The following is a 25,178-nucleotide window of genomic DNA, read 5'->3' as shown; positions in this document are numbered from 1 at the left end:
AGGACATGAGTGACGACGGGCTCTTTGAGGCGGAAACAACCGGCCTCACCGGCCGTGCAAAACGTGAATTCTCGCAACCGAAACCACTAGACAAACACGGTCCAGCCACGATCATCTCGATGTGTAATCAGAAGGGTGGCGTCGGCAAGACCACCACGACTATTAACTTGGGTGCCTGCATCGCAGAGCATGGGCGTAAAGTCCTGTTGGTTGACTTGGACCCGCAAGGCGCATTGTCGGCCGGCCTGGGAATTTCCCATGACCGCCTAGAAGACACCATCTATGACGTCATGCTGGACAATCACACCAGCATCCACTCCGCAATTCTGCAGACCGACACCGACAACCTTGATGTGGTTCCGGCGAATATCGACCTTTCGGCAGCAGAAATCCAGATGGTTAATGAGGTAGGCCGCGAGCACACCCTGGCGCGCGCCCTGCGTCCAGTGATGCGCGATTATGATTTCATCATCATCGATTGTCAGCCCTCACTAGGCTTGCTGACGGTCAATGCTCTGGCGTGCTCGCACGGCGTGATTATCCCGATGGAATGCGAATTTTTCTCCCTGCGCGGATTGGCGCTGCTGACCGATACCGTGGAAAAGGTCTCTGAGCGCATTAACTTTGACCTGGAAGTGCTGGGCATTTTGGTCACGATGTTCGACAGGCGCACCAAACACGCTCGAGAAGTCATGGATCGCGTGGTGGAAGTCTTCGACGATAAAGTCTTCGACACCGTCATTACCCGTACCGTGCGCTTCCCAGAAACGTCGGTGGCCGGTGAGCCGATCACGAGCTGGGCCCCAAGCTCGCAGGCAACCCAGCAATACCGCACATTGGCGCTCGAGGTCATGGAGCGCACCGCGAACGCGCAGGCATGACGCATATTCACGCTACACAGACTCGCACCGCACAGCACGAACAGGGCAAACCGGCAAACCCAGAACAACCAGAGATCACCGGCTTTCGCCTTGCCCTCGCCAACTTCGAAGGTCCGTTTGACCTGCTGTTGCAACTGATCCATTCCAAAAAGATGGACATCACGGATATTGCACTGCATGAGGTGACCGACGAATTCCTGGCCTACACGCGGTTTTTGGACCCCGAAGCAGACCTTGATGAGCGCACAGAATTTTTAGTGGTCGCTGCGACTTTGCTCGACCTGAAAGCAGCACGCCTCTTGCCCCGCGGGGAAGTTGATGACGAAGACGACCTCGCGCTACTCGAATCGCGAGACCTGCTGTTCGCGCGTTTGTTGCAATACCGGGCGTATAAACAGGTCGCGGAATTATTTGCTGAGTGGCAACGCAACGCGCAACAGCGCTACCCACGGGCGGTTGCTATCGAGCAGCGCTTCGCCGAGCTGCTACCGCCGCTCAACCTGGGCCATACTCCGGAGTCGTTCGCGGAACTCGCTGCGGGGGTGTTCCGCCCGAAACCACCTGAAGAGGTCGGCACGGATCACGTGCACCGCGTGGCCGTATCCGTCCCCGAACAAGCAGGTGTGATGCTTAATTCATTGAAACTGCTCGGAGCTAGTGAGTGGACAACGTTTGCTGCCTTAACCCGTGATTGCCCGGATACCATGCATATTGTCGGCCGGTTTCTCGCACTGCTGGAGCTATACAAGGCTCGTGCCGTGGATACGGAACAAGCAGAAGCGCTCGAAAAACTCTCGGTGTCCTGGACTGGTCTGGATGTCGACCCTGCGGTGGTCGGTGCTGCAAACTGGGAATAGTCGGTTCGGCAGCACAGGAAAACGTTCGCAAAGGAGAGTAATCAGCATGGAAGATGGTGCTGCTCGCCCGGCAGATCTGCCGTTGATTTCGCAGCTGCGGAGCCAGCTGGAATCGATTCTGTTGGTCATCGATACCCCAGCTACTGCCGCGCATCTGGCGCGCGCATTGGAAACAGATAAAGCTGAGGTTATTGCGCTGCTAGAAGAAATTCGTGACGAATTCGATAGCCGTGGGGCCGGCATGCAGCTACGCGAGACTGCAGAGGGTTGGCGGTTGTATACCCGCACCGCCAATGCTGGTCCTGTTGAACAGTTCTTGCTGGACGGTAGCCAAACTAAACTCTCTCGTGCCGCGCTGGAAACGCTCGCCGTGATTGCCTATCGACAGCCGGTAACGCGGGCACAAGTATCGGCAGTGCGTGGCGTCAACGTCGATGGCGTTATGCGCACGCTAGCGATTCGCGGTATGATTCGCGAGGTTGAGGCAAGTCAGCACCCCGAACTTGCGGAAGAGACCTCAAGCACAGCCCGTTTCTATGTAACAACCGAGTTGTTTTTGGAACAATTGGGCATCGATAGTCTTGCTGCACTGCCTGATCTTGCACCGTTGCTGCCAGAACTCGACAGCATCGACGACGAATTTTAGCCAAGCAGACAAGCAGACAAGGACAGTGATCATCATGACGCAAAACTCAGCGGACACACCGCGTAATGAACGAAAAGCCAGCGCCGAATCCGTCGCCAAGCAATTGGGTGCAGACTGGATCTTCGCTGATGAACCGACAGATACTGAGCATGCTGCGGGCGCGCAGGGTGTGCAAGATTCGCAGGAGGCTGCCAACCCGGCAGGAAACACCCGCGAAAGCGTGCGCTTGCAAAAGGTGCTGGCGCAAGCCGGAGTGGCATCGCGGCGGCACTCTGAAATTCTGATTCGCGACGGCCGCGTGCAGGTCAACGGTAAGACCATCACCAAGCAAGGCGTGAAGGTTGACCCGTCGACCGACACCATTCATGTCGATGGCGCACGGATTAATGTCGACGAAGACAAAGTCTATTACCTTCTGAACAAGCCACGCGGCGTGCAATCAACGATGTCCGATGACATGGGGCGGCGCTGCGTCGGCGATCTGGTCATCGGCAAGTTCGACGCCGGTGAACGCCTGTTCCACGTCGGCCGTCTGGATGCCGATACCGAAGGTTTGCTGCTGCTGACCAATGATGGCGAATTGGCGAACCGACTGATGCACCCGAAGTATGAGGTTTCGAAGACCTATCTAGCAGAGGTGCTCGGCGAAGCAGGCAAGAAGCTGGTTTCGACGCTGCAGGAAGGCGTGGAGCTGGAAGATGGTCCCGCGAAAGCTGATTTTGTGCGCGTCATCGACCGCAACCAGGGTTATTCGCTGATCCAGATCGAACTGCACGAAGGCCGCAAACACATCGTGCGCCGTATGCTGAAAGAAGCCGGTTACCCAGTCCAGCGTCTGGTGCGCACCAAGGTGCACACGGTGCAGTTGGGCGAACAAAAACCAGGTGTGCTGCGGGCGTTGAACTCGTCTGAGCTGACTTCGCTGTACAAAGCCGTGGGTATGTAGGAAAGCTTGCGATAATCGTGACCCAAAATAGAACAGATAGCAACGAAAATATGATCACTAATATGCCCGACGATGGCTTAATCGTCGCCGTCGATGGTCCGTCTGGCACCGGTAAATCTTCCACCTGCCGTGCCCTGGCGAAACGCCTCGACGCGAAGTACTTAGATACCGGTGCGATGTATCGCGTAGCCACCTTAGCCGTGCTGCGCGCGCAGGTTGATCCGCTTGATAGTTATGCGGTTATTGAAGCGACTCGCGACCTACCGATTGAGATCAGCGATGATCCCAATTCGACCGCCGTTTTGTTGGACGGCGAGGATGTCTCCGAGCCGATTCGCGGGCAAGCCGTGACGCGACACGTGTCTTCGGTTTCGGCGATCCCGGAAGTTCGGGAAAACCTCGTCCAGTTGCAGCGTGAACTTGCATTCGCAGCGCACCGCGTGATTGTGGAAGGCCGCGATATCGGCACCGTGGTGCTTGGCGACGCCCCGACCAAGGTGTTTTTGACGGCCTCTGCGGAAGTACGTGCGCAGCGTCGGCACACGCAAAACGAGGCCGCTGGTCGTGAATCAGATTTCGACGCTGTGCTTGCCGACGTTCAACGTCGTGACGCAGCTGATTCTGCGCGTGCTGCCTCGCCGCTGCGTCCGGCCGCGGATGCGATCATCGTGGATACCTCTGAACTCTCGCTTGAGCAGGTTCAGCAACGCATCATCGATATTATCCAGGGTGTGGACTTGACCGATTCGGGTAATCCGGATGATTTGGCAACGGAATACCGCGATTACACCGGCGACGATTTCGATGATGCAGAATTTTCCGCCGCGTTTTCCGGCGCCGATGATGCAGGCACCGGCGCTGGCGAACCAGACTGGGATGCACTGGAAGAAGAATTCCTGTCTACCCTGGGTGGCACCCAGGTAGAAGAAGCTCTGTGCACGGTAGCGATCGTCGGCCGCCCGAACGTCGGCAAGTCCTCGCTGACGAACCGTTTCTTGGGGCGCCGCGAAGCCGTCGTCGAAGATGTTCCGGGCGTTACCCGCGACCGCAACTCGTATCTTGCGGAATGGGCAAACCAACGTTTCTGGGTGCAAGACACCGGCGGCTGGGATTCCAACGTCAAAGGCCTGAACGCGCACATCGCGCGGCAGGCTGAAGTCGCCATGGATACCGCTGATGTGATCATCTTCGTCGTGGATACCCGCGTTGGTGCGACCGAGACCGATGTGGTGATGGCCCGGAAACTGCAGCGCTCGAACGTGCCGGTGCTGTTGGTGGCGAATAAATTCGACTCACCGCAGCAATACGCTGACCTGGCGATGTTCTACAGCCTCGGCTTGGGTGATCCATGGCCGGTCTCGGCGCTGCACGGCAACGGTGCTGCCGACGTGCTCGACGAGATGCTGCGGGTGTTCCCAGAAACCCCGCGCCAGACCTCGATTACCTCCGGCCCACGCAAAGTAGCCCTTGTGGGCAAGCCGAACGTCGGCAAGTCCTCGCTGCTGAATAAATTCGCCAATGAAGAACGCTCGGTGGTCGATAACGTCGCTGGTACCACTGTCGATCCCGTCGACTCGCTGGTGCAGCTGGATGAGCAGATGTGGCGGTTTATCGACACCGCCGGACTGCGCAAGAAAGTGAAAAACGCGCAGGGCCATGAGTATTATGCCTCCCTGCGCACCCGCGGGGTGATCGATGCTGCCGAGGTCTGCGTGCTGCTGGTGGATGCCTCCGAGCCAATTAGTGAACAAGATCAACGCGTTTTGGCAATGGTCCTGGAATCTGGCAAAGCCTTGGTGCTGGCGCTGAACAAGTGGGACTTGATGGAAGAAGAGCGCCGCTTTTTGCTGGAACGCGAAATGGACGAGCAGCTGCGCCACATCCCGTGGGCAACCCGGGTAAATATTTCGGCGAAAACCGGCCGCGCGCTCAACAAACTGGAGCCAGCCATGATCGCTGCCCTGGAAAGCTGGGACAAGCGCGTGACGACGGGCCAGCTCAACAACTGGATCCGCGAGGCGATCGCCGCCAACCCACCGCCGATGAAAAACAACCGCCTGCCGAAGGTGCTGTTCGCCACCCAAGCAGGCACCCAGCCGCCCACGATCGTGCTGTTTACCACCGGTTTCTTGGATGCCGGGTACCGCCGTTACCTGGAGCGCAAATTCCGCGAGCGTTTCGGCTTCCACGGCACGCCAGTGCGTATTGCCGTTCGTGTGCGCGAGCGCAAAACCAAGCGGAAATAACGCGGCAGTGGCTGCACGCCCGGGTGGAGCAGCACAGCTGCACTAACAGTGAGCGCAATTCTGGCGACAACAGCTTAGTCGCGCTCACTTGCGTCGCGCTCGTAGACAAAAGCCTCGGTGCGATAGGGAAGCGTGATGGTATCGGCGCGCGATTTCTCCCAGAAATCCAGCAGGTACCAGTCCAGGTTGCCCGTCATCCGGTTGCGGATGCGCTGGTTCGCGCGCTGCCAATAGCTGCGCGAATGCATCAACTCGTGCACTCCGGCGACAGTGAGTTCTTGGTGCATCGTGGTGCGCAGGGTATCTGCGAGCTTCCACGGTGCGGCGACCGTCGGGAAGAATCCGGCGGGCTGGATATCACCGGAATGCATGATGCGTGCCAGCCGCAAAATCTCGGGACGGGAAACATCCAAGGTATTCCACACCAGCAGCAACCGCCCACCCGGACGCACCACACGATCTGCTTCGCGGCTGGCAGCCGGTATATCAAACCAGTGCCAGGCCTGGGCGTAGCTCAAACAATCAACCGCATGGTCTGCCAGCCCGGTTGCCTCGGCGCTCGCTTGCCACGTCGATAAGTCTGTGCTGTCTGCGAGGAATCGGCACATGTCCGCGGAAGGATCGAAAGCGTAGACTTGGTGTCCGAGCCCAACGAGAGCCCTGCTCAATTGACCAGTTCCTGCGCCGCCGTCGACGACGGTGCCGGGGGTTCCATCGGGCGTGGCTAGGCGTGCCACTGCTGCGGGGTAGCCGGGGCGAATCGCGTCGTATGAGGCAGCAGAAAAAGCCCCACCGGCGGCGCGGCGTAAATCTGCGTTAGCGAAGGTGGGGTTCGTTTTCGCAGATGCCTTGAAAAACACAGGAGAAGTCATCGGTACACAAACTAATACACGCGATGCACAATCGCAGCACAGCGCGGAGTTGGACGTAACCCCGGCCGCGCAGCTTCCCGGCAATGAGGAACCACCAATACCGGCACCGAGCGAGCGGTTTTGGCTGCTCAAAACTATCTTTTTGTACCATCGGTTGACCATCCCGGCTGCGGTTGCCACGGTGATCATGTTTCTGTGCACCGGTCTTACTCCGGTGATCGTGGGCCGCGCGATTGATGATGCAGTCGCCAGCGGCGAGTTACCTGCGCTGCTGTGGTGGTTGGCGGTTCTGGCCGCGACCTTCGTGGTGCACGCGATGTGTGGTTGGTTTGGGCGCAAATACTTGGCTTTGGCGATGTTGCGCACAGGGCACTCGCTGCGTATGGCGGTTACCGATCGCATCGCGCATCCCCGTGGGCTGGGCGGGCAGCGTCGTACCGCGGGCGAATTATTATCCATCGCCTCGAGTGACACCCAGCGCATCGCCGATGCTGTGCTGATGGCCGTGTTCCCGTTCGCGGAGTTCGCCTCGATCATTTATGTCGGGGTGATGGTCACGGTGATCAACGTGCCGTTGGGTATCGCGGTGTTGGTTGGTGGGCCGATCATGGTGTGGATTTCGGTTTCTGCCTCTGGGCCGTTGCGGCGCCGTTCCGGTAACCGGCAGCATTGGCTTGCCCAGGCTGCAGCCACCGCGACCGATGTGGTGCACGGGCTGCGGGTGCTCAAAGGCATTGGTGCTGTCGATACGGTCTATATCCGCTATCAGAAAGTTTCTGACGACGCCTACGCCGCCACCGTGCGTGCTCACGGGGCGCGTTCGGTTTTGGATGCGATCACTGAAACCATTGGCTCGGTCTACATCATCGTCATCGGTATCGCCGCTGGTTGGTTGGCGCTTGACGACGTCATCAGCGTCGGTGAATTGATCACCGTGATCGGGCTGACGCAATTTATCATCACGCCGATGACGATGCTGGGCAAAAACATCGCCTCAAAGTGGGCGACTGCGCAAGGCTCCGCCAGCAGGATCTGCTCGGTGCTTGCTGCTCCCTATGCCCGGCCGGAATCGCACGCGGTAATTAACTGGGAGCTGTTCCCGGACACTGCGCGCCCGCGCCAGGCAGCCTTGAATGTGATTGAAGCTTCTGTTCCAGAAGGTCTTGAACTACTGCCGCGCGGAAAAGTGCTGGTTGCACCCCACGATGCGCAGCTGTTTAGTGGTTCGATCGCGGATAATATTGTGGAACCCAATGCGGATTCGCGCAGCCAACGCGTCGCCAAAGCCCTGGAGGTTGCTGCAGCCGACGATATTCCTGGTGGCACGCAACGACGAGTCGGCGACGAGGACGGCGATCTATCTGGTGGACAACGCCAGCGCGTTGCTTTGGCGCGAGCGATTGCGCGTGAGGCCGAGGTGTTGATTCTGGATAACCCCACCACGGCGGTCGATTCAGTCACCGAGCACACCATCGCCCAACGCGTGGCGCAAGCCCGGCGCGGGTTGACGACGGTGGTGTATAGCTCCTCGCCGGCGTGGCGCGATGTTGCTGATCATGTCGTCACCAGTGACAGCACAGGTGAGGAGGCATGATGAGTTCGCAACCACGAGACAGCGCACCGGACAGGGGCGCAGCGGACACGGCTGCGGCGAATCCAGCTCGGTTTCCGACGGCGTCGTTTTCTACCGTGCGCCGCATCGTCGCCACGCAGATTCGCCGTATCCCCGGAGCGCGTCGTGAGTTTTGGCTCGCGATGTTTTTGCTCACCACCGGTGCGTTTGCCAATGTGTTGGTGCCGCAGCAGTTGGGGCGCATCGTCGATGAGGTCGTTGCTGATGATGGCAGCATCACGATGATCGCGGTGTGGCTGGTGGTTTTGGCGCTGGCCTCGGCGGTGCTTTCTGCGGGCGGGCTCTACGTCATCGGTAAATTGATCGAGCGCGTGATTTCGAATCTTCGTGAAACCATGGTGGGTACTGCGCTGCGTTTGCCTGCCCATGAGGTGGAAGCTGCCGGTTCCGGGGATTTGGTCTCGCGGGCGACTGACGATGTCGCAGAGCTGTCGGCTGCGGTGAGTGAGACCGTGCCGGTGTTGTCGAAATCGGTGTTCATGGTGATTGCGACCGCGATCGCTTTATTGGCGATCGACTGGCAGTTTATCGCGGTCATCGTGGTGGTTACGCCGATCTATTGGCTGTCGGTGCGGCGTTATTTGCAGGTAGCTCCGGCCAGGTATGTCGCGCAACGAGAATCGATGGCGCAACGTGCCCGGCGCGTGTTGGAGGCTATTCATGGTGGACCGACGGTGCGCGCTTATGGCTGGGAAGAGGCGATGCACCAGCGCGTGCATGAGAGTTCTACCGATGCTGTGACCTATGGGTATTCTGCGCGGCGGACGATGATGACGCTGAGCCTGTGGGTGTGGCTGGCTGAGTTTTTACTGCTGTTCGGCGGCCTGCTGGTGGGCTTTTTTGTCGTCGACCGTGGGGTGTTGACCGTGGGTGCGGTGACCGCTGCGTTGTTGATGTTGATTCGCTTGCGTGGCCCGATCATGGCGTTGATGCGGGTGCTGGACACGGTACAAGCCGGGTATGCGTCGTTGAGCCGCATCGCGGGAGTGATTGCTCGTCCGCCGCGGCCGGTGCCGGATGCAGGCGCTGGGCCTGCGCGCGGTGAGGTCGTCGTCAAGAATGTGTCTTTCGGTTATTCCACGGGCGGCTATTCCACGGGCAACGCAGAGCCTGCGCAGTTGGCAGTCGACCAGGTGAGCCTCGATATCCCTGCTGGTGCGACGGTTGCTGTGGTCGGTGCTTCTGGTGCCGGGAAAACCACGTTGGCGGCGCTGGTGGCTGGCTTGCGGGTACCGGATTCGGGTGCGGTGCTTGTCGACGGCACCGAGGTTGCTGAGCTGTCTGACCGTGAGCGCGTGGGGCGTTTGGCGATGGTCTCGCAGGACGTCTACGTCTTTTCTGGTACGTTGCGCGATGATCTCACCTTGGCGCGTCCAGATGCCTCGGATGCCGAGCTGCTTGCGGCTCTGGAAACGGTTGAAGCCGGGTGGTTTGACGAGCTTGCCGACGGTTTGGATACCGAGGTCGGCGCTCGTGGGCAGCAGTTGGGTCCGGTAGAGGCTCAGCAGCTGGCGTTGGCGCGGGTGTTGTTGGCGGACCCGTCGTTGGTGATCATGGATGAGGCTACAGCCGAGGCCGGTTCGGTCGGTGCGGGAGAGCTTGAAGCTGGTGCTGCTGCGGTGACCGCGGGGCGCACGGCGATTATCGTGGCGCATCGGTTGGACCAGGCCGCGCAGGCTGATCGCGTCGTCGTGATGGATGGCGGCACAGTGATTGAACAAGGTGCGCATGACGAGTTGGTTGCTGCCGGTGGTCGCTATACTGAGCTGTGGCAAGCGTGGAGCGCTGGTCGTTAAGCCACACTTTGGTTTTTATGTCAAAGTGTATTTGGTTGGTATTGCAGGGTAAGAATTGCAAGGCAAGACAGGAAGAGCGATAGGGATGGCAGCTAAACCCCGGCGCGCACGCATACGCATCGTTGGAGCGTTAGGTGCGCTTGCGGTCTGTATGAGCGGCTGCAGCCTGGTGGGCTTTGGCGAATCCACGGAGCAGTCGGCAGCCGCCGGGCACGAGCACGCACATGCCTTGGGCCGCGAGATGTCGGCGTTCCCGCACCCGACGGGTGCGCCGGTTGCTGGTGCGCTGCCGGGGGAGACCACGCGCATCAACCTGCCGAGCGGGCGTAGCTATTTGGTGCACCTGCCGGAAAATTACGACCCCAACCAGTCGTGGCCGCTGATTCTGACTTTCCATGGGTGGGGGCAAAACGGGCAGGCCATGGCAACCTCCACGCATTTTGATGCCGCACAGGCGATCTCTATCTACCCTGACGGTGCGCCGAGTCGGCCGCCGAATGCAGATAAAAAGTCCTGGGCGCCTGCGCCGTATGCGACTGCGAGTGGGGAAGAAGACCTGCAGTTTGTCGACGAAATCGTGAATTCTGCGCGGCGCACCTGGGCGATCGATGATAGCCAGCTGTATGCCGTTGGGTTTTCGAATGGTGGTGGCTTCGCGCAATATCTCGCCTGCCAGCGCCCTGCGCAGTTCACGGCTATCGCTACCGTGTCGGCGGCTTATTACTCCAAGGTCGTTGAAGGGTGCGATCCTGGCACCGTCGGACATCTCGATATTCATGGCACGGATGATCAAGTGGTCAGCTATAACGGTGGCACCCGGCATGACACGAAGTTCCTGTCGGTGCCAGAAATTTTGGACGTGGCAGCCCAACGTAATCACTGTCGGGGCGGCGTGGAACGCCAGCAATTGATCGGCGATGCAGAGCGCACCACCTACCGCGAGTGCGCGGCGCCTGTGGACCATATCCGGATCGACGGCGGCCGACATATCTGGCCTGGCTATAGCGGAAACCGCACGGATGCGATGCCAGAGAATTTCGCGACCGATAAAATTTTGGACTTCTTCCGCATCCCGGGCCGTCCCGGATCCTAGAAACCGTAATCGCTGGGGTTGGTGCATATTCAGCACAGTAGATCTTGTAGAGCAGTAGATCTTGTAGAGCAGACAGTCAGTAGACTGGGTATTTATTATTTCACGACCGAAAGGGTGTTGGACGAGCGTGGCAAAATTTGACTGGTTCTGGAACGCGCTGGGCGCAAAATCGGCGAAACACGAAAAGCAGTCCCGAAAAATCGTTGACCAGGCCCAGCAGCAGGCAGCTGATTTGGAGGCCTTGAGCGATGCTGAACTTGCTGAGCGAGCTCGTGCCACCATAGATGCCAAAGGTGAAATTGCTGATAAGTCGACGTTTTTAGCAGTATTGGCGACTGCAAGTTCACGGCATTTGGGACTGCGTCCGTTCGATGTGCAATCTCAAGCGGTCTTGCGCTTGCTCACCGGCGATGTCATCCACATGGCTACTGGTGAAGGCAAGACCTTGGTCGGCGCAATGGCCGCGACGGGGTTAGCACTCAGCGGTAAGCGTGTGCACGTCGTGACGGTGAATGATTATTTGGCACGCCGCGATGCCGAGTGGATGCGTCCGCTAGTAGAAAGCTTCGGGTTGGTTGTTGCCGCGGTGACAGAATCTATGACGGCTGAGCAGCGTCGACAAGCATATGGCGCTGATGTGGTTTATGCCCCGGTCAAAGAGCTTGGCTTTGATGTGCTGCGAGATAACCAAATTAGCTCTCGTGATCAGGCTGTATTCCAACAGGCAGAGGTCGCTTTGGTTGACGAGGCCGATTCCGTGCTTGTCGACGAAGCGCTCGTGCCGCTCGTGCTTGCCGGCACGCGTCCGGATCAAGCCACCGATCCTCGTGTGACCTCGGTGGTCGCGCAACTGCAGGCCGAACGCGATTACACCATCGATGCGGATGGGCGGAACGTCTTCCTCACTGATGAGGGTGCAGCGCGGGTAGAGCGATACCTCGGCATCGAGTCGTTGTATAGCGACGAACACATTGGCACCACGCTCGTGCGGGTTAACCTTGCGCTGCACGCGAAAGCGCTGTTGATTCGCGACATTCACTATCTGGTACACGATGGTGAGATTAAGCTGATTGACACTTCGAAAGGCCGCATCGCAGACCTGCAACGTTGGCCCGACGGGCTGCAGGCAGCGGTGGAAGAAAAAGAAGGCTTGAAGGTTACCGAGGGTGGCCGCATCCTAGACACTCTGACCATCCAGGAGCTGATGCGTCGCTACCCGCAACTGTGTGGGATGACTGGCACCGCGGTAGAAGCCACCGACCAGCTGCGTGAGTTCTATGGGCTGTATGTTTCAGAGATCGCACCCAATAAGCCGGTGCAGCGTTTCGACGAGGCCGACCACATCTATGCCACGATCGCGGAGAAAAATCAGGCGTTGGTTGAAGAAATTGCATTGTTGCACGCGCAGAACCAGCCGGTGCTGATCGGCACGCAAGACGTGGCGGAATCGGAGAGCCTGGAAGAAGCATTAGCGCAGCGAGGGATCCACGCGCGAGTGTTGAACGCGAAAAATGACGCCGAGGAAGCAGCCATCGTCGCCGAAGCTGGTATGCCAGGTCGCGTGACTGTATCGACGCAAATGGCTGGTCGCGGTACCGATATCAAACTGGGTGGTACTGATGGCGAGTATTACGACGAGGTGAAGCAAGCAGGTGGCTTAGCCGTATTGGGAACCACCCGGCATCGCAGCTCGCGGCTGGATAACCAGCTGCGTGGACGTGCAGGTCGACAGGGGGATCCCGGCTTGAGCCTGTTTTTCGTGTCTTTGGAAGATGATGTGGTGGTTACTGGCGGGGCAGGCGAATCGGTTGAAGCCCAGCCGGATGAGCATGGTCGGATTGATTCGCCACGGATCGTGGATTTCATCGCTCACTGCCAGCGGGTGACTGAAGCTCAGCTGCTGGAGATCCATAGCCAGACTTGGAAGTACAACAAATTGTTGGCGGATCAACGCGAGATCATCGACGAACGCCGCACCACATTGTTGGATACGGCCAGAGCCTGGGAAGAACTAGCAGAGTATGAGCCAGAGCGCGCTGAGCAGCTACGACAGGCAGGTATTGACCATGAGGTTTTAGTCGCTGCCAGCAAAGAAATCATGCTCTATCACCTGGATTTAGCATGGGCGGATCACCTCGAGCACATGGACGATGTTCGTGAATCAATCCATTTGCGTGCGATTGCCCGAGAGACACCGGTTGATGAATATCACCGAATTGCCGTGCGGGAGTTCAAAGAAATCGTGCGTCGGGGAGTCGAAGCTGCACGCACGAGTTTCTGTGAGGTCACCATCGATAGTGAGGGGGCCCATCTTGCCGACGATGGCCTGGCTCGACCGTCGGCGACGTGGACATACATGGTCTCTGATAACCCGTTGGCGGGATCTGGTAATTCCGCACTATCAGGCATTGGCAATTTATTCCGTTAAATCGCATAATCACATTCATGGCATTTTGCTTGTTTTTCGAAGCACAGATTCACGCATCGACTCTCGTCGCTCCGCGTTAGGCGCTATGATGGATTAATAACGACAATATTTCCGAGGATGCGGAGGAAAGATCATGAGCGAAAACACCGGTACTCCGGAGCAACAAGCGGAGACGACCTCAGTCTTCCGTGCGGATTTAATTAAAGAGATGGAATCCAATGCCGGTTCCGCTTCCGTAGCAGAAAACACTGACAATCTCGCCGAAGGCGTGGCGTTGCTGGTGGTTAAGCGTGGCCCAAATGCGGGTGCACGGTTCTTGCTTGATCAAGAAACCACGACTGCTGGTCGCCACCCAGAAGCGGACATTTTCTTGGATGATGTCACAGTGTCACGTCGCCATGCAGAATTCCGTTTGAACAACGGTGAATTCGAAGTAGTCGACGTCGGATCGTTAAACGGCACTTATGTTAACCGTGAGCCACGCAATTCGCAGGTGCTTTCGGTTGGTGATGAGATTCAAATTGGTAAGTTCCGCTTGGTCTTTTTAGCTGACCAGAAGAAATAGCTGACACCAGGAAATAAAGGTAGTTGTGAGCCCAGCATCTCAAGCAGCATCGCAGCCTGCGCCGCGGCCAGGTAGTGCGCACAAGACACGTAAGGCGAAGTCCATTGGTGTGGTCTTGGAATCTTTGCGTGCCGAATTCCCGGATATCACAGTCTCAAAGATCAGATTCTTGGAATCTGAAGGCTTGATCTCTCCACAGCGTACGAAATCTGGTTACCGGCGCTTTACCGACGAAGATATCGCGCGCCTGCGCTATATCTTGGTCACCCAACGCGATCACTATTTGCCGTTGAAAGTGATCCGTGAGCAGCTTGAGGCCATGGATTCCGGGCAGGTCACGGCGTTATTGGGGACCAACACCACCCAACAGATCGTTTCTGCCGATTCTTTTCGTGCCAGTGGGCCGCGTAGCTTCACTGACACCGATGTTGCCAGCCAAGCTGGCGTGGAGATCGAATTCGTTACTGAATTGGTTGGTGCTGGGCTGATTCGTCCGGATGCGGCAGGCTTTTTTGCGGCCGATGACATCAGCATCGTGACAACAGCGTGGTCGCTACAGCAATTAGGCTTTGACATTCGATTGCTGAAGTCCCTGCGCAACGGCGCGCGCCGTCAAGCAGATCTGGTGAACCAAGTCGCGGGGCCGCTCGCGCACGGGAAATCCGATAATGCGCAGCAGCAAGCTGAAGAACTATCGCAGCAAATTTCTGCTTTGGTGGTTTCGTTGCACACAAGCTTGCTGAAAAACACCTTGCGGGAGGAATTCGAATCCTAGATTTTGGATCCTAGTATTTGGGTCCTAGTATTCGGCTAGTGTGCACTGCATAGCCCCAACCGGCACCGTGATCACTGCGGTGTCGGTTTTCTTGTGGGCCGATGGTACTTGTGGTCCAGTCTAGATGGTGCGTGTGGCGCCGTGAGGTTCATGTGACAGGAAAACCCTAAAGTTTTAAGTGAGACTTTAGGGCGTGTCGCACCGATACGTCTTGACGGGGCAATAGGATTGACCTTAAATAACTTTAAGGATTCCAAACTTCCATCGGAGTAATTACGTGACTATCAACTCAAACCGTTCCTATGACGCGGACGCACCGTACGTCCAGGAGTCCCTGTTTGACCTCGGTCCAGACGAGCAGCTTGGCTATCGCGTTCCCATCGCGTGCCAAGTCGCGGGAATCACCTACCGCCAGCTCGATTACTGGGCGCGCACCAACTTGGTCAAGCCGTCTATTCGTAACGCCCGTGGGTCCGGTTCGCAGCGCCTCTACTCTTTCAAAGACGTGCTGGTGCTGAAAATCGTCAAGCGCCTGCTGGATACTGGAATTTCCCTGCAAAACATCCGCCTGGCGGTGGAATCGCTGCGCGAGCGCGGAGTTAACGACATCGCCGAGATCACCCTGGTCTCTGATGGCACTTCGGTGTACGAATGCCACAACAATGAGCAGGTCATCGACCTGCTTTCCGGTGGGCAAGGCGTGTTCGGTGTGGCTATCCCAGGAATCATGAAAGAACTCAGTGGGACGATCAGCTCGTTCCCCGCAGAACGTGTGGACCCGGATCTTGCCGACGATACCGAGACCAACACCGGCCTCGACGAGCTGGCAGCTTTGCGGCAACGTAAAACGCACTCTGCGTAACAGCCCCAGACTACGCCCCGGAAGACCACGCTCCCGGAAAAGCTGTTGATCTAGGTTCTGGTCTAGATGCCGACAGCGCGCCGCAGTGACTGATCCAACTCTGCGGCGTTATTTGCTACCTGCACGTCGGTCGCGACCTCACGCAGCGCGGCATCTGGCTCACCTGCACCGACATGGATTACGGCCAACTGCGCATTTTCGCCCAAGGCAGCCCGGAATTGGTCGGAAAAATCTGCATAAGCATCGGCAGTTCCAGAGGTAATAAGCACGATGCGCGCTGGGGTAGAAGCACCAGGTTCTGTTGCAGCTGGTTGTGTAGCAGCATAGTCACTGATCGCGTGAGCGGCCGCTAACAAGGCTTCGTTGGTTTGCGGCACACCACCGGTGCCTAATAGCTGCACCGAACGTGCAGTCTCGGCGCCATCACTGAACCAAATATTACGACGCCATCCCTGCTGCACACCGGGGTTGAGCGGGGAAGAATAATTCCATAATGCTGCGGAATGACCAGCCTCGCTCAACGCTGGAGCAGCTGCTGCAATAGCATCGGCAGCTGCCTGGAAACGAGTCGGACCTGCTTGGTCCTCGGCAAAACCAGAGCCCATGTTTTCTGAGGTATCCAGCAAGAACAGGGTATCGGTGGCGTGCAGGCCAGCTGCCTGCTCGCCTGTGTTTTCTGTTCGATCAGCTCCGTCGGTTCCCGCGGCAGTCAGGGTGCCGAAATCCTTCGTAGTACGCGTAAGGTATGATTCCCAGACCGCACCAGCATCCAAGCGCTGGTTCATCTCTTCGGACTCCACCTGGCCTTGAGCCTGCGGATCGGATTCAAAACCGTGATATTGCTCGGCCAGATCTTCCACGAAGGTGTGCGCCGCGCGGGTTTGTTCTTCGTCAATCTCGCCGGTCTGGTTCAGCACCACCGCGGCGTATTCCACATAGGCACCCTCTAGGGAACGGAACGAGCCTTCGCCTTGCGAGCTCATGGCTTGCACAGCGGCCGTCGGGCCTGCGGCATCTGCGAGTGCCGTGTTCTCATCACGCAGCAGCAAATCAGCTCCGGCGGTGGCATCGTCGGCAAGCGCGGTGGCGACCACAGCAGATGCTGGAGAATCTCCCGGATAAGCTACGGCATCAGCGGGCAGATCGGTGCTGACCTCGGCGTCGGTGGCAGCGTTCGGATCATAAATACCAGCTGCCTGTCCAGCCACCCGTGGGTATTCCGAACCTGCTGCGGCAGGGGAGCGATCAGCAGCGTCGATGATGTGTTCCAGCAGCGGCGTATCGGCATCGATATACACCGCTGCCTGCGCGATATCGTCAACGACCGTGGCCTGCACACAATGATCTCGCACCACCGGCGAACCAGCGTTCCAGGATGCCAGCAGTGACTGCGTCAACGTCGGATCGCCGCTGGCAACCGGCAGCTGCAGATCGCCTTCGATGCAGCTGTGTTCATCGGTGCCGTCGGCGGAAGAATCAGAATCAGCAGATCCGCTTCCCAGCACCAACCATGCGATCAGGGCAATGATCGCTACGATAATCGCGATGACCGTGGCGATGAACCCGCCGGAAAACTGTGTCTTTTGCTCAGGTGTGTAGTGACGCCCCATAGCCATCTAGTCTAGCCCGCTGCACGTCGTCGACAATATTTATCAGCCTGTGTCGGATCGGCTCTGCACGCTCAGCGAGCGCGCGCTGGCGACGGACATAGTCGTTTTTTCCTGCGGTAGTTTCGATGGCAACCACACCGAGCCCCCAATCACGACAATCATACGGTGACGCCTCCATGTCGAGCTCTCGAGCGGCAATGGCCAGATCGAAGCACTCGTGCAGCAACTCCCCGGGCACCAGCGGGCCCAATTTCCACGCCCACTTATACAAATCCATCGTGACGTGCACACAGCCGCCTTGGTCGCACTCGGGCTGATCTTCCCGACGCAACACCGTGAGATTCAGCGGCCGAGCCGGGGGAGTGAAAAAGCGGTAGGCGTCGTAGTGACTGCACCGCAGATTATGCTTTTCGACGACCTCATTGGTGCGAGCCTGCCCCAAGCGCAGGGGGAGATCGTGGCGCGGGTTGTCTGTGCGGTAGACCATCGCCCACTCATGCAAGCCGAAACAATCGAAGCGGGCTGGCCGCGCGGCGGTGCGGGAAAGCAAGTTGCCGATATAGTCGATGGCAGATCCTCGGCGTTGCCAGAAAGCGGCGAGGTCCAATTCCACGCCGCGAGCAGTGCGGTGATAGTCGCGCCACTGCGCATGCGGTGGATCGCCTGCTAAGGCCGTGCCGAAACCGGGGTGCCAGCTTTTTAGGTGCGTTGGCCGTACCGGGTAATACTCGAACAAGAAATCATAAATCGGGTGTTTTGTTCCCGGGTTACGGTAGCGCTCAAGGCGTTGCTCGGCACGCTGCAGGTGCGCCTGGGATCGCTCGGTCCATTCTTGTTCGGTATAAATCATGGCGCATTCAGTTTAACGACTGCGCTTGCGCACGTTGGGCTTGGAACCCCACGGACTGTTTTTCTTGCCGCGTGATTTCTGCGCACTTCCTGCACCGGCGGAGTTTTTCTTGCCGCGTTGCCGGGAATTGTTGTTCCTGCGTGGTGTGCGTGTGCCGCTGCCTTCGCGGGAGCCGCCTCCTTGAGAGCCTTTCCGGGAGCCATTGCCGCCACGCGAACCAGAGGAGCGCCCACCGGCTGTGGGTTTTGGTGGCAGCGCGGTCCCGGATGGCTCGCGGGCCCCGGTGAGCTCGCACAATTCCTGCGGCATGTCTGGGCCTGGCGCATTAATGGTGCGCGCGTCCACACCTGCTTTTTTGACCAGGGCTTTTACGGTCTTTTCTTGATCTGCAAGTACGAGCGTGACGACGGTTCCGCGCGCCCCGGCGCGGGCAGTGCGCCCGGCGCGGTGCAGATATGCTTTATGTTCTGCTGGGGGGTCGATGTGTACCACGAGGCTGACATCACTGATATCGATACCGCGGGCGGCGATGTCTGTCGCCACCAACACCGGAATGCTGCCGTCGCTAAAGCCGTCGATTGCTTGGGTGCGCGCACCTTGCGATTTGTCCCCGTGCAAGCCCAGAGCATTGACGCCAATGCGGCGGAGTTTTTTCACCTGCCGGTCGACGCCGTGCTTGGTGCGCATAAACATGATCGTTTTTCCCTGGCGCGCAGCGATCTTTTCGACGAGCTCGTTACGGTTTTCGCGTGATCCCACGTGCGCGATGACGTGTTCCATGGTCTCCACCGCGCTGTGTGCCGGGGCGGTTTCATGAGTGCGTGGATCGTGTAAAAACTTGTCGACGACGGCCTGGACCTGGTTATCCAAAGTTGCTGAAAACAGTAGGTGTTGGCAGTCGCTGGGCAACTTGTTCCAGAGCTTGGTTACCTGCGGCAAAAATCCCATGTCGGCCATCTGGTCGGCCTCATCGAGCGTGGCGATGGCAACCTGATCTAGGTGGATTTTTTTCTGGTTCAGCAGATCTTGCAGTCGGCCTGGGGTAGCAACCAGCAGGTCGACGGGCGCTGCGAGGCGGCGGATTTGGGGATTGATGTTGACGCCACCGACGACGCTGAACACGCGCAGACCCAGCGAGGCAGCAGGATCTTCCAGCCGTACCGAGATTTGCATCGCCAGCTCGCGGGTGGGCGCGAGGATTACTGCCCGCGGGTGGCCGGGGCGCGATACCCCGGACGTCGCCAAGCGGTGCAGGATGGGCAGCCCGAAGCTGAAGGTCTTGCCGGAGCCAGTAGGGCCTTTGCCCAGCACGTCGCGGCCGGACAAAACGTCGGGGATCGTCAGCGCCTGGATGGGGAAGGCGGTGGTGATGCCTTCGCGGCGGAGGAAGTGCACGATGGGCCGGGCGAGGCCAAGCTCAGCAAAGGAGGTTTCAGCGGCGGTGTTGCCGGCAGCTGCAGACGTCACAGGGGTGGACGTTGCTGGGTTGGACGTCGCAGGGGCAGAAGAAGATTGGGGGCCAGAGTGGTTGGCGCCAGAGTGAGTTGTCATCAGGGCTTAGTCTATCGCGGTCTGTGCAGCAGACGAACACGCAGCGTGGGTGATCCCGGGCAAGGTTGCAAACCGCGCAGCAAAACCAGGTGTGAACTGCAGCTCTGTGCCATACCTTACAGTCAAAACCTATTCAGACGATAGGCAAAGCGTTGTAGCGTGAAAGTGTAGGCATGCCCGCCAGTTGATGAGTAAAGGAAAACTACTGTGGCCGAGCACTTTCTCCCCAGAGTAAAGGTTCAGACCCCGGAAGGCGATATGATTCCTGACGTCGCCACCCCGGAACAATCCCAGAAAAAGCGTGATGTCCGCTTCGTATTGCAGCCGGTGTGGTTTCTGCTCGCGGTGGCGGCTCTCGTCGGTGTTCTGCTGTTGCCTATCGATTCGTTGGCGTGGGAGGGGCAGGTCGCGCTCGCGATTTTGGCCTTCGCTGTCATCATGTGGGTGACCGAAGCGGTGTCTTATCCCGTCAGTGCGTTTTTGATCATCAGTTTGATCGCGCTGATTTTGGGCTTGTCGCCGGACCCCGAAACCGGCGAGATCGTTGGTACTTCGTCCGCACTGGGCACAGCCCTGCAAGGCTTTTCCACGTCGGCGTTGGCGCTGGTCGCGGCCGCGTTGCTGTTGGCTGGTGCGATGCAATCGACGGGGCTGCACGAACGCCTCGCGCTATTGGTGATGAAGCTCGCCGGCGATAAAACCTCGAATATTCTGATTGGTGCGATCGCGATCGCGACGTTGTTGGCGTTTTTCGTGCCTTCGGCGACTGCCCGTGCCGGTGCCGTCGTGCCGATTTTGTTGGGCATGGTCGCGGCCTTTGGCTTGTCGACGAACTCCAAGCTGGCATCGTTGCTGGTCATCACCGCAGTGCAGGCTGTGTCGATCTGGAACGTCGGTATCCAGACCGCGGCTGCACAAAACTTCGTCGCGCTGAACTTCATCCAGGAAGAATTCGGTGAAACCATTTCTTGGGGCCAGTGGTTTATCTGGGCAGCGCCGTGGTCCGTGCTGATGTCGATCGCGCTGTTTTTCATCATGCGCGCGACCATCAAACCAGAAGCTGACTCGATTTCCGGTGGTCGTGAGCTCATCGAACAGAAGCTCGCAGAACTTGGACCCATGTCCAGCCGGGAAAAGCGCCTGGTTGCGGTCGCGGTCTTGCTTCTGTTCGTCTGGGCCACCGGCGATATTTTGCACCCGGTATCGGCTCCCGTCGCCACTGTGGTTGCAGTGAGCTACATGCTGTTGCCGAAAATTGGTGTCTTTGACTGGAAGACCGCCCAGGATTTGGTCTCCTGGGGTACGTTGATCGTCTTCGCAGTCGGCATTTCTCTGGGAACGTTCTTGCTGAACACGGGTGCAGCAAGCTGGTTATCAGAACAGACCTTCGGTGCCCTTGGTTTGGAATCGATGCCGTTGCTCGCAACGATCGCGCTGGTCTCGCTGTTTAATATCCTGATTCACCTGGGCTTTGCTTCGGCAACCTCGTTGGCATCGGCGTTGATCCCGGTCTTTATTGCCTTGTCGACGACGGTTGCGGCTGCCGACGTTTCCATCGGATTTGTGGTCATCCAGCAATTCGTGATCTGTTTCGGATTCTTGCTGCCGGTCTCTGCACCGCAAAACATGCTCGCCTATGGAACGGGCGCGTTCACCCGCGGGGAATTCCTGAAGACGGGTATTCCGCTCACGATCGTCGCATACCTGCTGGTGCTGCTGTTTTCTGCTACCTACTGGAAGTGGATGGGGCTGGTTTAATCTCGCCTGGCTGGCTGCGCTGCTAGCGATTGGTTGCTAGCAGCGTTCTAGTTGCAGTGTCCGATTTGCAGCGGCGACGGACGAGCAGTGGCGCTTAGCGTTGCTGCTCGGTTTTGTCTCCGGTCCAATCCAAGTGGAAGCTGCCTTCGGCATCGACCCGGCGATAGGTGTGGGCACCGAAATAATCGCGTTGCGCTTGCACCATCGCCGCCGGCAGGCGCTTCGAGCACAGCGAATCGTAGTAGGAGAGTGAAGAACTGAATACAGGAGCCGCCAGGCCCAAGCGGATTGCAGATGCTGCCACAGTGCGCCAGGAATCCAGCAATCCAGACAATTCCCCGGTGAAATACGAATCCAGCAACAACGACGGCAGTTCTGGCAGCTGCTCATAAGCGTTATCGATGCGATCCAAGAACGCTGCTTGGATGATGCAGCCGCCCCGCCATACCGCTGCGAGATCGCGCGGGTTGATATTCCATTCGTATTCCGCAGAGCCAGCCGCGATGAGGTCGAATCCTTGGGCGTATGCCACTAACTTGGAGGCATACAAAGCACGGCGGACGTGCTCAATGAATTCTTCGACACTGATGCCGAGCGCAGCGAAATCTGCCAAGTTTCCGGTGGGGAAGTTCTCGACTGCTTCGGCTCGTAGTTCGCTCGACGACGACAGCGCGCGGGCAAAGACTGCCTCACCAATTGCGGTGGCGGGAATGCCCAAATCCAGCGCCTCTTTCGCCGTCCAACGACCAGTACCTTTTTGGCCGGCAGCGTCCTGGATGACGTCGATCATCGGGGCACCGGTGTGCGGATCGGTGGTCTCCAGGATGTCCGCGGTGATCCCAATCAGGTAAGAATCAAGGTCACCGTCGTTCCATTCACGGAAAATCTCTGCGATTCGTGACGGCTCCAGCCCGGCACCGTGACGCAGCAGGTGATAAGCCTCGCCGATTAACTGCATATCGGCGTATTCGATGCCGTTGTGCACCATTTTCACGAAGTGACCAGCACCGTTGGGGCCGATGTAGCGCACACATGGGGTGCCGTCGACACGCGCGGCGATCGATTCCAACAGCGGGCGGATGAATTCCCAGGATTCTTGCGGGCCACCCGGCATGATCGAAGGCCCATGCAACGCGCCTTCTTCGCCTCCGGAAATACCGGCGCCAACGAACAAACGGCCGGTGGTGGCGACGGCGCGCTCACGGCGCACAGTGTCGGTATATAGCGAGTTGCCGCCGTCGATAAGAATATCGCCTTCGTCGAAGGCCTGGACGAGATCATCAATCGCAGTATCCGTGGTGGTTCCCGCAGGAACCATCAGCAACGCCCGGCGCGGTGTCGTCAAATTTGCAGCGAGTTCATCTAGGTCATGGCAGGCAACGAATTCTCCTTCGTCGCTGTGATTAGCGATCAAGTTGCTGACGTTGTCTGCTTTGCGGTCATAGAGCGCGACGCGGTAACCGTTGCGCGCAAAATTGCGGGCTAGGTTCGAACCCATCACGCCGACGCCGACGACGGCGATATCTGCTAGCTGCTGCGAAGATTGCTGCTTGTTCATGGCAGTTAATTCTACATTCTGCTGTGCGCAGCGCGGTGCACAGACGCTAGCCGGAGTCCGGCCTGCGTCTGGCAGGCGTCTGGCCGGAAATCTGCATGAGCTGACGCGGGTGTGTTCGAGTTAACACCGGGATTCTGGGTGGTGCGCTAGAGTTGTCTCATGGGATATTTGGACGCAGTGACAACAGCCGCCTCACGAGCATTGCACCAAGACGAACTAGACGAACTCAACAGTGCTGAGCTGGGCTTGGATAGTTTGCTCGGGGTGGTTTATTCGCACGCGGAACCACGCGAGGTACGTGCGTATCTCGAGGTGAACTCAACCCACCTGCAGTACGCCGGAAGCGTTAACGGCGGGGTGTTTTGCTCGATCGCAGAGTCCGTGGCTTCCGTTGCCTCCATGATTAGCGCGCAGCGCCCTTGTGTCGGGGTGAATAACAGCACAGATTTCATTCGTGGTGTCAGCAGTGGACGAATCGAAGCCATCGCGCGTCCGATTCAGACGGGTAAGCGCACGCAATTGTGGAACGTGGAAATGTATAACAACGACGTACTCGTCGCCCGCACCACGCTGCGCACCATGGTGGTCGGGCCAACGATCGCTGAACTGCGTGAACAGCAAGGGTAGCGGGGCCAGCAGGCCCGGTAGGGGTAAAGCATTAGCAGGGCACAGAGGCAATCGCCTACGCAGTGGCGCTCTTGCCAGCCCCTCACGGGCATGCCGCTTGCTAGCGCTGCACCCGCGCGGCTTGATCGAAAAACTCGCGTTCATGCGCACACGCCTGGAGATATGCCCGGCTAGCGCGCTTTCGGGTGGCGTCACTGGCATTCGCAAAAGCATTTTCCACCACGCGGATTGCCTTGCGTGCATCTTCGGCGAAATCGGGGTCGCCGTAGGTTTCCAACCACGAGTGGTACGGGTGCTCAGCGCTGATGTGCTTGGCCAATGCCTCACCAATTTCGGCATACAGCCAGAAGCACGGCAACACAGCGGCAACCCCGACGGCGTAATCATCGGTAAAGGTACGTGCCACCAGAAAATCGGTATACGCTGTGGTCACAGGCGAGGGATCAACCTCTGGAACGTTGAAGGAGCGGTGCAATTCCGCTTCGACAGTCAAGCATTCCTGCGCGGCTTTCGCCCACCAGATTTGTTCTTCGGCTGTCGGCGCATTCGTCGACAAGCGAGCCAAGGCGCGGGAATACAACTCGAGGTATAGCGCGTCTTGTGCAAGATAAAACAGGAAGTCTTTTTCGGAGAGCTCGCCGCTGGTCAACGCCGTGATAAACGGCAGCTCCATGATCTCGCGCCACAGCGTTCCGGTCTGCTCCCACAACTTTTCGGTGTGTGGTCCTTGTGCGGCGATCGCTGGAGTCGGTGCTGCATCGTTGAGGGGGAAAGTCCAGGGCGTGGTATCAGCATTGCGCGCATAACGACGCAGCTGGTGGAAGTGATCCACGGGGCCGTGACCGGTGCCGACGTTAAGTGCATCTGCATTCGCGATGGCTTCGTGCAACCAATTCGTTGCCCACTCCAGGCTGTCGTTCAGGCTCTCGCCGCCACCGAGGCGCGTCGCCAATGCCGAGGACAGAGAGCATCCGGTGCCATGCGTGTTTTTGGTATCGACCCTGGTGGCTGGCACCCGGTGGACCGCGCCGTCCGGGCTGACAACCGCGTTATCAGCTGCGCTTCCGTCGAGATGGCCGCCTTTGACGATCACGGTGACATCATGGGCCTTGGCGAATCGTTTCGCTTGGTCTACCGCAACCGCAAATTCGGTCGCTTCGTCGTCTTCGACGAGGACCGCGAGCTCTTTCAAATTTGGTGTGATCACGTCGACGTGCGTGCACAGCTCACGCACCTTGGCTTCGGCGTCGGCCTGCAACAACCGGTCTCCAGAGCTGGCAACCATCACCGGGTCGAGGACCACCGTCGCTGTTTTCTGAGTCTTTTTCTGTTCCGACAACCACGCAGATACGACATCGACGGTTTCGCTATCGCCCAGCATGCCGATCTTGATGGCATCGAGCTCGACGTCATCAGCGACGCTGGCGAGTTGCTCGCGGAGAAAATCCGTCGGTGGGGTGTGGATACTGCGCACACCCTGGGTGTTTTGTGCTACCAGAGCGGTGACCACGGACATGCCGAAACCACCGGCGGCGGCAATTGATTTCAAATCAGCTTGAATGCCGGCACCGCCTGAGGGGTCGGTGCCGGCGATGGACAAGATACGAGCATTCGTCTTCATGCC

The 25,178-nt window shown here is 58.4% G+C and carries 20 protein-coding genes; 14 read left to right on the top strand and 6 right to left on the bottom strand.

The genetic code is table 11. The annotated features are described in order from the left end of the window. The first annotated feature begins 5 nt into the window (after window positions 1-5). From U1140_RS04600 to der, 5 genes are read left to right on the top strand one after another with little or no spacing between them, the layout of a single operon-like run. Window positions 6-881 carry a ParA family protein gene (locus tag U1140_RS04600; RefSeq protein WP_369846359.1) on the top strand — a complete coding sequence of 292 codons (876 nt, stop codon included), beginning with the start codon at window positions 6-8 and terminating at the stop codon, window positions 879-881. Then, on the top strand, window positions 878-1,738 hold the full coding sequence (locus tag U1140_RS04595) for a segregation and condensation protein A (RefSeq protein WP_369846358.1): 861 nt from the start codon (window positions 878-880) through the stop codon (window positions 1,736-1,738). Before U1140_RS04600 ends, U1140_RS04595 begins: the two co-directional genes overlap by 4 nt. A 46-nt stretch (window positions 1,739-1,784) precedes the next feature. After that, window positions 1,785-2,384 (top strand): SMC-Scp complex subunit ScpB, encoded by a 600-nt coding sequence (scpB, locus tag U1140_RS04590; protein WP_369846357.1) that lies wholly within the window; start codon window positions 1,785-1,787, stop codon window positions 2,382-2,384. 34 nt (window positions 2,385-2,418) lie between these two features. Continuing rightward, the gene (locus U1140_RS04585) at window positions 2,419-3,330 is read left to right on the top strand and encodes a pseudouridine synthase (RefSeq protein WP_369846356.1); all 912 of its coding nucleotides are present in this window, start codon (window positions 2,419-2,421) and stop codon (window positions 3,328-3,330) included. Window positions 3,331-3,380: 50 nt separating this feature from the next. Continuing rightward, on the top strand, window positions 3,381-5,576 hold the full coding sequence (der, locus tag U1140_RS04580) for a bifunctional cytidylate kinase/GTPase Der (RefSeq protein ID WP_369846354.1): 2,196 nt from the start codon (window positions 3,381-3,383) through the stop codon (window positions 5,574-5,576). Between the two features lie 74 nt (window positions 5,577-5,650). Here the strand turns inward: der and U1140_RS04575 are convergent, their stop codons facing one another. Then, on the bottom strand, window positions 5,651-6,448 hold the full coding sequence (locus U1140_RS04575) for a class I SAM-dependent methyltransferase (protein WP_369846353.1): 798 nt from the start codon (window positions 6,446-6,448) through the stop codon (window positions 5,651-5,653). Between U1140_RS04575 and U1140_RS04570 the strand changes: the two genes are divergently transcribed. The 7 genes from U1140_RS04570 to U1140_RS04540 all read left to right on the top strand — a co-directional run bounded on the left by U1140_RS04570 (window position 6,426) and on the right by U1140_RS04540 (window position 15,600). Next, window positions 6,426-8,042, top strand: coding sequence for an ABC transporter transmembrane domain-containing protein (locus tag U1140_RS04570; RefSeq protein WP_369846352.1), 1,617 nt, complete (start codon window positions 6,426-6,428; stop codon window positions 8,040-8,042). The two genes, U1140_RS04575 and U1140_RS04570, sit on opposite strands and share 23 nt — an antisense overlap. After that, window positions 8,039-9,877: an ABC transporter ATP-binding protein gene (locus U1140_RS04565; RefSeq protein ID WP_369846351.1), complete on the top strand. Its 1,839-nt coding sequence runs from the start codon at window positions 8,039-8,041 to the stop codon at window positions 9,875-9,877. Before U1140_RS04570 ends, U1140_RS04565 begins: the two co-directional genes overlap by 4 nt. A 151-nt stretch (window positions 9,878-10,028) precedes the next feature. Further along, a complete protein-coding gene (locus tag U1140_RS04560) occupies window positions 10,029-10,970 on the top strand; it encodes a CE1 family esterase (RefSeq protein ID WP_369846350.1) in 942 nt (313 codons plus the stop codon). Window positions 10,971-11,097: 127 nt separating this feature from the next. After that, window positions 11,098-13,398 carry an accessory Sec system translocase SecA2 gene (gene secA2, locus U1140_RS04555; RefSeq protein WP_369846349.1) on the top strand — a complete coding sequence of 767 codons (2,301 nt, stop codon included), beginning with the start codon at window positions 11,098-11,100 and terminating at the stop codon, window positions 13,396-13,398. Window positions 13,399-13,531: 133 nt separating this feature from the next. Next, complete coding sequence (odhI, locus tag U1140_RS04550; RefSeq protein WP_369846348.1) at window positions 13,532-13,963, top strand: oxoglutarate dehydrogenase inhibitor Odhl; 432 nt, start codon at window positions 13,532-13,534, stop codon at window positions 13,961-13,963. 25 nt (window positions 13,964-13,988) lie between these two features. After that, a complete protein-coding gene (ftsR, locus tag U1140_RS04545) occupies window positions 13,989-14,738 on the top strand; it encodes a transcriptional regulator FtsR (RefSeq protein ID WP_369846347.1) in 750 nt (249 codons plus the stop codon). Between the two features lie 277 nt (window positions 14,739-15,015). Then, entirely contained in the window at window positions 15,016-15,600 is a 585-nt protein-coding gene (locus U1140_RS04540; protein WP_306515889.1) for a MerR family transcriptional regulator, read from the top strand. A gap of 62 nt (window positions 15,601-15,662) precedes the next feature. Here U1140_RS04540 and U1140_RS04535 read toward each other — a convergent pair whose 3' ends face one another. From U1140_RS04535 to U1140_RS04525, 3 genes are read right to left on the bottom strand one after another with little or no spacing between them, the layout of a single operon-like run. Next, window positions 15,663-17,210 carry a vWA domain-containing protein gene (locus tag U1140_RS04535; RefSeq protein ID WP_369846346.1) on the bottom strand — a complete coding sequence of 516 codons (1,548 nt, stop codon included), beginning with the start codon at window positions 17,208-17,210 and terminating at the stop codon, window positions 15,663-15,665. Next, the gene (locus U1140_RS04530; RefSeq protein WP_369846345.1) at window positions 17,188-18,060 is read right to left on the bottom strand and encodes a hypothetical protein; all 873 of its coding nucleotides are present in this window, start codon (window positions 18,058-18,060) and stop codon (window positions 17,188-17,190) included. Before U1140_RS04530 ends, U1140_RS04535 begins: the two co-directional genes overlap by 23 nt. A 12-nt stretch (window positions 18,061-18,072) precedes the next feature. Then, window positions 18,073-19,611, bottom strand: a complete 1,539-nt coding sequence (locus tag U1140_RS04525; protein ID WP_369846344.1) for a DEAD/DEAH box helicase — start codon at window positions 19,609-19,611, stop codon at window positions 18,073-18,075. A 258-nt stretch (window positions 19,612-19,869) separates the two neighbouring features. Between U1140_RS04525 and U1140_RS04520 the strand changes: the two genes are divergently transcribed. Further along, window positions 19,870-21,369 (top strand): SLC13 family permease, encoded by a 1,500-nt coding sequence (locus tag U1140_RS04520; RefSeq protein WP_369846343.1) that lies wholly within the window; start codon window positions 19,870-19,872, stop codon window positions 21,367-21,369. 94 nt (window positions 21,370-21,463) lie between these two features. On the opposite strand, the gene gndA is transcribed toward U1140_RS04520, so the two are convergent. Further along, on the bottom strand, window positions 21,464-22,927 hold the full coding sequence (gene gndA / locus U1140_RS04515; protein WP_369846342.1) for an NADP-dependent phosphogluconate dehydrogenase: 1,464 nt from the start codon (window positions 22,925-22,927) through the stop codon (window positions 21,464-21,466). A gap of 159 nt (window positions 22,928-23,086) precedes the next feature. On the opposite strand from gndA, the gene U1140_RS04510 reads away from it, so the two are divergent. Continuing rightward, the gene (locus tag U1140_RS04510; RefSeq protein WP_369846341.1) at window positions 23,087-23,554 is read left to right on the top strand and encodes a PaaI family thioesterase; all 468 of its coding nucleotides are present in this window, start codon (window positions 23,087-23,089) and stop codon (window positions 23,552-23,554) included. A gap of 100 nt (window positions 23,555-23,654) precedes the next feature. Here the strand turns inward: U1140_RS04510 and U1140_RS04505 are convergent, their stop codons facing one another. Continuing rightward, window positions 23,655-25,175, bottom strand: coding sequence for a bifunctional hydroxymethylpyrimidine kinase/phosphomethylpyrimidine kinase (locus U1140_RS04505; RefSeq protein WP_369846340.1), 1,521 nt, complete (start codon window positions 25,173-25,175; stop codon window positions 23,655-23,657). Window positions 25,176-25,178: the final 3 nt, after the last annotated feature.

Origin of the sequence: Corynebacterium drakensteinense, from assembly GCF_041224285.1 — a bacterium.
Taxonomy (GTDB): Bacteria; Actinomycetota; Actinomycetes; order Mycobacteriales; family Mycobacteriaceae; genus Corynebacterium.
The sequence above is the reverse complement of the archived record's forward strand: the minus strand, read 5'-3'. Positions and strand labels throughout refer to the sequence as shown.

Excerpts from the sequence above, each read along its gene's own strand:
- U1140_RS04600 (WP_369846359.1), top strand. The coding sequence starts at position 6 with ATGAGTGACGACGGGCTCTTTGAGGCGGAAACAACCGGCCTCACCGGC.
- U1140_RS04595 (WP_369846358.1), top strand. The coding sequence starts at position 878 with ATGACGCATATTCACGCTACACAGACTCGCACCGCACAGCACGAACAG.
- scpB (WP_369846357.1), top strand. The coding sequence starts at position 1,785 with ATGGAAGATGGTGCTGCTCGCCCGGCAGATCTGCCGTTGATTTCGCAG.
- U1140_RS04585 (WP_369846356.1), top strand. The coding sequence starts at position 2,419 with ATGACGCAAAACTCAGCGGACACACCGCGTAATGAACGAAAAGCCAGC.
- der (WP_369846354.1), top strand. The coding sequence starts at position 3,381 with ATGATCACTAATATGCCCGACGATGGCTTAATCGTCGCCGTCGATGGT.
- U1140_RS04575 (WP_369846353.1), bottom strand. The coding sequence starts at position 6,448 with ATGACTTCTCCTGTGTTTTTCAAGGCATCTGCGAAAACGAACCCCACC.
- U1140_RS04565 (WP_369846351.1), top strand. The coding sequence starts at position 8,039 with ATGATGAGTTCGCAACCACGAGACAGCGCACCGGACAGGGGCGCAGCG.
- U1140_RS04560 (WP_369846350.1), top strand. The coding sequence starts at position 10,029 with ATGAGCGGCTGCAGCCTGGTGGGCTTTGGCGAATCCACGGAGCAGTCG.
- odhI (WP_369846348.1), top strand. The coding sequence starts at position 13,532 with ATGAGCGAAAACACCGGTACTCCGGAGCAACAAGCGGAGACGACCTCA.
- U1140_RS04535 (WP_369846346.1), bottom strand. The coding sequence starts at position 17,210 with ATGGGGCGTCACTACACACCTGAGCAAAAGACACAGTTTTCCGGCGGG.
- U1140_RS04530 (WP_369846345.1), bottom strand. The coding sequence starts at position 18,060 with ATGATTTATACCGAACAAGAATGGACCGAGCGATCCCAGGCGCACCTG.
- U1140_RS04525 (WP_369846344.1), bottom strand. The coding sequence starts at position 19,611 with ATGACAACTCACTCTGGCGCCAACCACTCTGGCCCCCAATCTTCTTCT.
- U1140_RS04520 (WP_369846343.1), top strand. The coding sequence starts at position 19,870 with ATGATTCCTGACGTCGCCACCCCGGAACAATCCCAGAAAAAGCGTGAT.
- gndA (WP_369846342.1), bottom strand. The coding sequence starts at position 22,927 with ATGAACAAGCAGCAATCTTCGCAGCAGCTAGCAGATATCGCCGTCGTC.
- U1140_RS04510 (WP_369846341.1), top strand. The coding sequence starts at position 23,087 with ATGGGATATTTGGACGCAGTGACAACAGCCGCCTCACGAGCATTGCAC.
- U1140_RS04505 (WP_369846340.1), bottom strand. The coding sequence starts at position 25,175 with ATGAAGACGAATGCTCGTATCTTGTCCATCGCCGGCACCGACCCCTCA.